The following is a 7920-nucleotide window of genomic DNA, read 5'->3' as shown; positions in this document are numbered from 1 at the left end:
AGGGCGCGCAGTTCGCACGCCTCGCTATCCCTCCCCGCACTAAAGTACGGGGTATCTCGCGGAGAAAACCGATGAACTGGCGCACGCGGCTCAGGGAGGACATGCCTTGCGAAAACTGCTGCTGTTATGGCTGCTGTTGATTGCCCCCGCCCAGGCAGAGCAGCCCGTGCTGCGCTTTTCCGTAGCCGAGAGCTGGAGCATGCCGCTGATCCGCTTCGAAGGCGGCCGGCCGGTGGAGGGCATGCTGTTCGACCTGATGCAAGCCGTGGCCCAGGAAGCCGGTGCTCGTCCCGAATACCACTTGATGGCCCGCCTACGTTTGCAACAAGCCATGGAGGATGGCGACATCGATGTGCGCTGCTATGTCAGCCCCAGGTGGTTCAACGCACGTCCTGGCAATTTCATCTGGAGCATACCGCTGATCCGCCAACGCGACCTGCTGGTCGGGCGCGCCTTCGACATCCCTCCTACCCGTCCCGAGCAACTGCCGCCACAGACGGTCGGCACGGTGCTGGGGTATGTCTATGACACCCTCGACCCTCTGTTCGCCAAGGGACAACTGCAACGTGAAGACAGCCGCAACCAGACGCTGGCACTACAAAAGCTCCAGGCCGGCCGCTACCGGCTTGCGGTGAGCAATCAGTTGTCTTTGCAGTGGTTCAATCAACACGGGCCGCCAGAACAGCGCCTGCAGGTCATCGCGGTGCTTGATGAGCAGATGCTGGGGTGCCTGGTGCGCAACGACCCGACGGTCCCCTCCCAAGGGGTGTTGCGCGCGCTGGTACGGATGAAACAATCCGGAGAACTGGAGCGGATCGTCCAGCGATATGGCGCTTCGGGATATTCGGAGAAGATGTCGCTGGCGAACCCGTGAATTGCATGGGAAGGCACCTCGTTTCGACAAAGGAATACAACTGATTATTAGTTGTAGCCTGATGCGATAGACGGTGCCTTCGCTCGCCTCCAGCCGGGAAACCCGCGCATTTGCGGTGCTACGCTGAAAAAGCGGGTTTCCTTCTGGGGAGAAAGATAATGCCGCTACATGCCAATAAGCACGAAGTCTACTGGTCCTTGGCCGCCATCGCCCTCGGCGTCGTTTTCATTGCGTATGCCATCGACATTCCTACCATGGGATTGATCTGGACACTGGTCCATCGCTCTTGACGTCCAAGCCTGGAGGTGAGCCCGCTTGAGCGAGGGAGCCTCCGCCGGACCCTGCCTCAGCGAGCGCATGGCGTATTCTTTGCCTGCGCAATGATGTCAAACAGCCACCACTCCGTGTAAAGTGCGCGCACTCGTGCCCTGAGGGGGTTCGAGCACGTACATACTTTCAAGGATCACTGGATGTCCATGTTTCGCAGTTTCACCGCCGCCACACTCATCGCGCTCACTGCAGGTTGCGCCAACGGCCTCAACTCATTCCAGGAGTCGGAGCTCGCAAGCTACCGCGCCAGGAACCTCGCCGTCGAGGAAAAGAGCCCAGGCCTCGCAGCCGGACTCGGCCTCTTGCCGGGTGGCGGTTCGTTCTATGGTCGCTCGTATGGTTACGGGGTAGTCAACCTGTTGTTCTGGCCACTGTCCATTCTCTGGGATCCAGTGAGCGGGCATAACGCCGCCGAAGCGATCAACTATCAGGCCACCAAAGCCCACGTCGCCGACCTGAAAAGCCACGACCTGGACGTGCTCGGCTCGAAGCTGGAAGCGGACGAGATCGACTTGAAACGCTACACACTGGAAAAGCGCACCATCGAAGAAAAATACGCACTGTGATGCCGTTCCGATCCACCGCCGCGGCGGTGGATCGCCCCTGCCACCACAGGCTCAGCTTTCCGGCGCCGCCTGGTGGATGTACTGATCGTCACGGATCCAGCCGATGAACGATCGGCCATGCGGATTGATGTACTCGACCCGGGCCCAACCCTCCTTGTACGCCAGTACGCCAACCACATCTTCCTTGACGATGTAGGGCCGCTTCGCGGTCTTGCCGCCTGCGGCTTTCAACAGGTAGGCCTTGTCGGCGGCAATGGTCACCAGGCCGATCCACGGCTTGCTGGCGGTCTGGCTCAGCTCTAGGCCCGTGGTGATTTCCGGCATCAGCACGCTTGGGCAGCCTGGGTGCTCACGGCCTCTTTCCACCGTCAAGGTCACGCCATTCTCAACCGGCGCCACGGTGCCTGGAAAGGCCTCGTCGAGCCAGGTGGTAACCGGCGTGGAGGCCGTGTCGTCGATCTTGCCCTGCAGATAGAAAGTGCAATGGCGAGTAACGCCCTGCCCCAGCTCTTCGGAGTAGTAGCCTTCGATCCGATGATCAGGGGTGACCGCCAGCATCAGCGTCTCGTACTGGCCCGACTTGAATCCTGGGTTGCCAGCCAATACCGGCGCGGCGCCGCACAGCAGCACTGCGGCCATGGCCACCACCTGAGCGGAAAACGTCTTCAGCATGTCATTTCTTCCCTTCGAGCGCTTCATAGGCGCGTTTGATTCTGACGTCATAGTCGCCGTAGTCGTCGCCGTTGTAACTGCGCGCCATGCCCGCATAGTCCTTGTTGGTCGCCGCCTTGATGAACGCCGGATTCTTGCTGCAAAAGCCGAGGAAGGCCTTGAGTTGCTGACCGGCGTTGAGCTTCATTGCAGTGACGAAGTCGAACACATGCTTGTAACCGCAATCGGCAAAGTTGAACCCCATGATCTGGAACATTCCCCAGGATGCCGACTTCAAGGCTGCCTCCTGATCCAGAGCGAACGCGGTGGCCAGGGTTTCCCACGCCTTGGCCTGATCCTTGTTGTTGGCTTGCCATTGCGGTCCGGCTTTCTTTTTGTAGGGATAGGAAAGCAAGGGATGGGTTCGGTCGTACTTGTGCCGCGTGTAGCGGCGAAAGATATGTCCCTCGAAGGCGATCACCGGCAGGTTGGCCGGCCCGAAGCCGGAGCGTCCGCCCGACTCGACCGTGGCGAAGGCCTTGACCAGGTTGGCGGTGATGCCATGGCCAAGCTGGCTGGCGGCGTTCTCGAAGTCGCTGTCGCTCAACGTCGTGCCGCCGTCACAGGTGGCTTGCAGCACCATCTGCCGATTGCGTCGTTGCGCCTCGATGATCGCCCGTGCCCGCGCCAGATAGTGATTGACCGTGGCCTGGATCATGTCGGGGCCATTGCTGCTGCCATAGACGCTACCCAGGGCATTGGCGAAGGTCGGCAGGCGCAGCGTGGGGTGCAGCTTGACCGGCACTCGGATCGCTTCTTCGATCAGGCTGTTGAAGGTTCGCCCACCCGGGTCCACCACCCCGTCCGGGTGCGCGTACCTCAGGTGGCGAAATTGATACTGGCTGATGCATTGCACCAATCGGCTGTCGGTACGGCCATTTTCAGGCAGCGGCATCCCCAGCCTAGGCATGATCAGGTTGAACAGATACTGGATGCATTGAACATCGGCAGGCAGGTTTCGCGCCTTGCCTGGGGCCCCCACCGAGGCCACGATGAGGCTCGGCAACCCTTGCAGGTCTTTCATTGCACACGTCCTTGTCGATCAACTCAGCGATATCGATCTGATGTCGCTGTCTAGCCATGGTCACATTCTGAAACATGTGGCGTCGGAAACTAACAAGGGGGGTGCGGGTTGTCCAGCGCGGGGACTCGGACTTGTGAAGCAGGCATTGTTAGTGGGTGGGGACCCTTGGGGTGAATGTCAGGGTTTTCTGAATCTGCCGAATCGCTCTTCATCGGTCCCTTCCTAGCGACTTATCCTACTCGCCTATCAGAAGCGCTTATATTGTCTGAAAACCGCTCCAGCCTTAACGTCACCGGGTCGTCGCGTTGATGACCGGGTGTGAGAGCCTGACGAGTTAGACCATGAGCCGTTCTGCTATGGCAGTCGTGCGTGGGCAGGCTCAAGCCTGGCCGGGTTTTCCTGTGTCTACCGGTCTCTCACCCCACGCATGGCTGCCGCCCTATCCTGTGAGAGGGAGAACAGTGGTAGCTCCTGGGTAGACATAGGAGTTACACCATGAAAAAGATTGCTCCCGACCCACCCCACACCCATCAACATCTCAGGCAAACGCTTGGGAACAGTCAGATCTCCATTCCAGCAGATACGAAGTTGTTGCACTGAGGCAACTTGTTCCGCCTGGGCTGGGTTTATCGTAGGGAGGTCAGTAATTCTGCAAGGGCGGCGACTCTGACAGACTGGTGGGCCGCACCTGTGGGGGCTGATTTGCCTTGAGGACATACCGTAGCGGTAGGGCCAACCCAGGCACCTATTCAGGATACAGCGAAAAATAAATCTGTCCCCATTTCTCGCAAAAAATAAATCTGTCCCCATTTCTCGTGTCCCCATTTCTCGGTGAAGCAGGCATTGTTAGTAGGTGGGGACCCTTGGGGTGAATGTCAGGGTTTTCTGAATCTAGGGCTTGATCGTGCATGAGTCATAGCTAAGGAAGTATCCTACAAACCACATCGACGTCTTGAAGTTGTCATGCGATGGCCCGGAAAGATAACGTTCCCGAGTCGTTTTCGGACGATGGAGTGTGAGAACTCCGTAAACATGACAGCAGCCAGTAATGGCGGCCCTGTGTGGGCAGACCTTGGTCTGGCCGGCTTTCCCATGTTTACCGGTTCTCACCCCACACTTGGTTGCCACCCTGCTCCCGTGAGAAGGAGCGGATCGGTAGATCCTTTTCGAAAAAAACTGGGGCTACACCATGAACAAGATCAAGCCTGACCCACCCTCCAGCTATCTCCATCCAAAGTGCACATTCGAACAAACCCAGATTGCTCATGCGGCGAATACCCAACTGTTGCACTGACGCGCAACTTGTTTCGCCTGGGCTGGGTTTATCGTAGGGAGGTCAGTAATTCTGCAAGGGCGGCGATTCTGACAGACTGGTGGGCCGCACCTGTGGGGGCTGATTTGCCTTGAGGACATACCGTAGCGGTAGGGCCAACCCAGGCACCTATTCAGAATACAGAAAGGGCAATAAAGCGGGGTAGAACCATGACAGCCTCGATTTTTCGAGGACCGGAAATGGAGGCGGCCCCACCAGCCACACCCCGGCACTCGATGTTCCCGCTATGGCTGCTCCCTTCCGGGCCTGACCAGGTTAACGGGTAATCAATGCGGGGGGACCGATGGGGCCACCACTACGCGGCTCACTAAGCAGCGAGCCGCGCCATTGTACCGTTCTGGGGCGAAGATACAACCGCTGCGGCCAGAAAAAATCATCGTTTCTCAATGACTTGTCTGGATTGCACCCATGCCGGGCGTCATCCGGTCCTTGGGGAGCAACTCTCTTGCCGCCCTGAGCGGGTCTGCACGCGATCACCGGCAAGGCCGGTGCCATGGACCGAGGTGTCTGCTTCGCGGGCAAGCCCGCTCCTACAGGATCTTCACTGCTACCAAAGCCTGACGACCTTTCCTGCAGCATGAACGGTTGGGCATCCCTTGATGCCGCTTGGCCATTGATCTGAAGCCACTCAGACCGAGATACCCTGCTCCGCCAGGAACGCGACGAAGGCGTCCTCATCCAGTACCTTGACCCCTAGCTCGCTGGCCTTGGCCAGCTTGGAACCGGCGCCAGGACCGGCGACCACGCAGTGGGTCTTGCCCGAGACCGAGCCCGCCACCTTGGCCCCCAGGCTTTCCAGCTTCTCCTTGGCGATATCGCGGCTCATGCGCTCCAAGGTGCCAGTCAGCACCCAGGTCTGACCCACCAAAGGCAGGCCTTCGGGGGTTTTCTTCTCGCTGCTCCAGTGCATGCCAAAGTCCAGCAGTTGGGCTTCGATCGCTCGCGCCAATCGCTGGTTGGCCTCATCCTTGAAGAATTCACGCACGGCTTCGGCCTGCTTGGCGGCCAACGCCTGGCGCAGGTCGATGCCGTCGGCGGCGATGATCTTGTCCAGGCTGTCGAGTTTGGCCACCAGTTTTTCCGCACCCGTCGGACCGACCGAGGCGATGTCGAGCTTGGCGATCATGCCGGCAAGGGTGGTGCTGGCGGCGAACTCGGCCGCCAAGTCGCCTTCGTCCTGCAATTGCATGCCACTGGCCAACAACTGCTCGATGACCTTGCGGTTGTGGTCGTCCTCGAAGAAGTTGTGGATCTCATAGGCCACTTCCAGGCCGATGTCCGGCAGATAGGTGAGCACCTGGGGCAAGGCCACCTGCACCCGCGCCAGACTGCCCAGCGAGCGGGCCAGAACCTTGGCGGTCTCTTCTCCCACATCGGGGATGCCGAGGGCATAGATGAAGCGGGCCAGGGTCGGGCGCTTGCTGGCTTCGATGGCATCGAGCAGCTTGCGGCTGGACACCTCGGCGAAACCCTCGAGGCCGACCACCTGCTCGAACTCGAGCTTGTAGAGGTCTGCGGGCGAGCCGATCAGGCCTTCGTCCACCAACTGCTCGACACTTTTCTCACCCAGCCCGTCGATGTCCATGGCACGCCGCGACACGTAGTGAATGATCGCCTGCTTGAGCTGCGCACCACAGGCCAGACGACCGACACAGCGATACACCGCGCCTTCGCTGGTGGTTTCCTTACCCTTGCTGCGCTTGACCAACTGAGTGCGCTCGACCTGCGATCCACATACCGGGCACTCGCTTGGCACCTGGACCGGACGGGCATGCTCCGGACGGCGTTCGAGCACCACTTGCATGACCTGCGGGATCACGTCGCCAGCGCGGCGAATGATCACCGTGTCGCCGATGCGCAGGCCCAACCGGGCGATCTCGTCCATGTTGTGCAGGGTGGCGTTGGACACGGTCACGCCGGCCACTTTGACCGGCTTGAGACGGGCTACCGGAGTCACCGCACCGGTGCGCCCGACCTGGAACTCGACGTCCAGCACTTCGGTGAGCTCTTCCATGGCCGGGAACTTGTGGGCGATCGCCCAGCGCGGCTCACGGGCACGAAAGCCCAGCTCTCGCTGGGCAGCCAGGCTGTTGACCTTGAACACCACGCCATCGATTTCGTAGGGCAGGCTGTTACGCCGCTCGCCAATATCGCGGTAATACTCCAGGCACTGCTCGATGCCGGCGGCATGCTTGAGCTCGCGGCTGATGGGCAGGCCCCAGGCCTTGAGCTGCTCGAGGATTTCGATATGACTGTCGCCAATGGCTGCGGACACCTGGCCCACGCCATAGCAGCAGAACTCCAGTGGGCGGCTGGCGGTGATCTTCGAATCCAGTTGGCGCAGGCTGCCGGCGGCGGCGTTGCGCGGGTTGGCGAAGGTCTTGCCACCGGCTTCGGCCTGGGCGGCGTTCAGCCGGTCGAAGCCGGCCTTGCTCATGAACACTTCGCCGCGCACTTCCAGCACCGCCGGCCAGCCTTCACCGTGCAGCTTGAGCGGGATGTTACGCACGGTGCGCACGTTGGCGCTGATGTCCTCGCCGGTGGTGCCGTCGCCACGGGTGGCGCCCTGCACCAACAGGCCATCACGGTACAGCAGGCTGACCGCCAGGCCATCGAGCTTGGGCTCGCAGCTGAAATCGACCGCACCAGGCTGATCGAGGCCTTCGACCACGCGGCGACCGAACTCGCGCAGGTCGGCCTCCTCGAAGGCGTTGCCGAGGCTGAGCATGGGGACTTCGTGACGCACCTGGCTGAATGCGGCCAGGGCGGCGCCGCCCACGCGCTGGGTGGGCGAGTCCGGGGTGATCAGGTGCGGATGCTCGGCCTCCAGCGCTTTGAGCTCGTTGAACAACCGATCGTATTCGGCGTCGGGCACGCTGGGCTCGTCGAGCACGTAGTAGCGATAGTTGTGCTGGTCGAGCTCGGCACGCAGTTCGTGGATTCGGGATTCGGCGTTCATGTTTTCAGGGTCTCTTGCAAAGCAAAAGAGCAGCCTGGGGGATGGTGGCTGGGGTTCGAAAGGGCCGGTTACAGACGACCACAGCCCCGAACCGACCAGCACGCCCCCAGGCTGCTCTTCGTC

The 7920-nt window shown here is 60.6% G+C and carries 5 protein-coding genes and 1 other RNA gene; 2 read left to right on the top strand and 4 right to left on the bottom strand.

Annotated features, from left to right (window positions below):
* Positions 1-106 precede the first annotated feature (106 nt).
* Positions 107-874: a substrate-binding periplasmic protein gene (locus KY379_RS25085; protein ID WP_261241936.1), complete on the top strand. Its 768-nt coding sequence runs from the start codon at positions 107-109 to the stop codon at positions 872-874.
* Between the two features lie 470 nt (positions 875-1344).
* Positions 1345-1770, top strand: a complete 426-nt coding sequence (locus tag KY379_RS25080; protein ID WP_261241937.1) for a hypothetical protein — start codon at positions 1345-1347, stop codon at positions 1768-1770.
* 51 nt (positions 1771-1821) lie between these two features.
* Here the strand turns inward: KY379_RS25080 and KY379_RS25075 are convergent, their stop codons facing one another.
* The 4 genes from KY379_RS25075 to ligA all read right to left on the bottom strand — a co-directional run bounded on the left by KY379_RS25075 (position 1822) and on the right by ligA (position 7797).
* Positions 1822-2442 (bottom strand): hypothetical protein, encoded by a 621-nt coding sequence (locus KY379_RS25075; RefSeq protein ID WP_261241938.1) that lies wholly within the window; start codon positions 2440-2442, stop codon positions 1822-1824.
* Position 2443: 1 nt separating this feature from the next.
* Positions 2444-3505 carry an N-acetylmuramidase family protein gene (locus tag KY379_RS25070; protein WP_261241939.1) on the bottom strand — a complete coding sequence of 354 codons (1062 nt, stop codon included), beginning with the start codon at positions 3503-3505 and terminating at the stop codon, positions 2444-2446.
* A gap of 1522 nt (positions 3506-5027) precedes the next feature.
* An RNA gene (gene ffs, locus KY379_RS25065) (signal recognition particle sRNA small type) lies at positions 5028-5124 on the bottom strand.
* 342 nt (positions 5125-5466) lie between these two features.
* A complete protein-coding gene (gene ligA, locus KY379_RS25060) occupies positions 5467-7797 on the bottom strand; it encodes an NAD-dependent DNA ligase LigA (RefSeq protein ID WP_261241945.1) in 2331 nt (776 codons plus the stop codon).
* Between the last annotated feature and the right edge of the window lie 123 nt (positions 7798-7920).

Source organism: Pseudomonas sp. HD6422 (assembly GCF_025377065.1).
Lineage (GTDB): Bacteria > Pseudomonadota > Gammaproteobacteria > Pseudomonadales > Pseudomonadaceae > Aquipseudomonas > Aquipseudomonas putida_U.
Note: the sequence above shows the minus strand (reverse complement) of the source record. Positions and strands in the feature narration are given on the sequence as shown.